The organism is Microbispora amethystogenes (assembly GCF_016863015.1).
GTDB lineage: Bacteria > Actinomycetota > Actinomycetes > Streptosporangiales > Streptosporangiaceae > Microbispora > Microbispora amethystogenes.
In genome coordinates this window covers 1-1,084 of record NZ_BOOB01000131.1, presented here as the reverse complement: position 1 = coordinate 1,084, position 1,084 = coordinate 1, and the positions used below count along the sequence as shown (strand labels likewise).

The following is a 1,084-nucleotide window of genomic DNA, read 5'->3' as shown; positions in this document are numbered from 1 at the left end:
GACGTCGGCGTGCTCAGCGAAGCCGCACGACGTGCAGGCGAAGGTGGCCTGGTCGGGCCGGTTCCTTTTGTCCACGTGCCCGCATGAGGAGCAGGTCTGGGAGGTGTAGGCCGGATCCACATGGATCACGGCGACTCCGGCGCGGGCCGCCTTGTAGGCGATGAAGCTTCCCAGCTGGTGGAAGCTCCACGAATGCAGCGTGACCCGCTGGGGCTTGCGGAGCCGTACCCGTTCGCGGATACCGCCCAGGTCTTCCAGGGCGATGCCGCGTCCGGTGCGTTCTGCCTCGGTCACGATCTGCTTGGCGATGGTGTGGTTGATGTTCGCGGCGAACCGGGCCTCCTTGCGGCGGCGCCTTCTGGCCAGCCGTTTGGCAGACTTGGTGGCCTTGGCCTGCAACCGGCGGCGCAGCCGGCGCTGCCGGTGGCGGTGGGCGTTCAGGCCCCTGCCGCTGTGCCGGTCGCCGTCGCTGGTGGTCGCGATGGTGGCGATCCCCAGATCCACGCCCACGAAGGCGTCCGGGACGGTGATGGGCCGGTCGGGGACATCGCAGGTGGCGATCAGAAACCACATGCCGTCCCGGCGCACCAGGTCCGATTCGCCTTTGCGGTGGGCGGCCAGCGTCGCCAGCTGCTCGGCAGATGCGGTGAAGGCCACATCACGCACCCGGCCCGCCGTCGTCCAGATCGACACCGTGCGCGCGTCGATCCGCCACGACAGGCATCGGTCGTCGAATGGCTGGGCGGCATCGGCGCGGAAGGTGATCGGTTTGGAGGTGACGCGGGCACGGCGTGCCGATCCTTGGGGGCCCAGGTTTCCGTTGCGGATGTTGGCGTGCAGCGTGGTGTAGGCGTCGGCGACCTTCTTGATCACGTGCTGGGCGGCCTGGGCAGCCAGCCCGAACTCGGCCTTGATCCGATCGTAGGTGTGCTTGCGCAGATCGTAGTTGCGGAAGCAGCGCTGGGTGAACGCGATCCGCGATACCAGATCGGCGGCCCGGTTGGCCGCGTGCAGGGTGGCCTCCAGCGCCGCCGCCTGCTCGGGCGTCGGCAGGAGTTTCACCTGCACCACCAGCCTCACATCG

At 68.8% G+C, this 1,084-nt stretch carries 1 protein-coding gene; it reads right to left on the bottom strand.

The genetic code is table 11. From position 1 onward, the window contains the following. Positions 1-1,084 (bottom strand): RNA-guided endonuclease InsQ/TnpB family protein (locus Mam01_RS36015; RefSeq protein WP_204289687.1); only part of this gene is annotated, 1,084 nt, incomplete at both ends.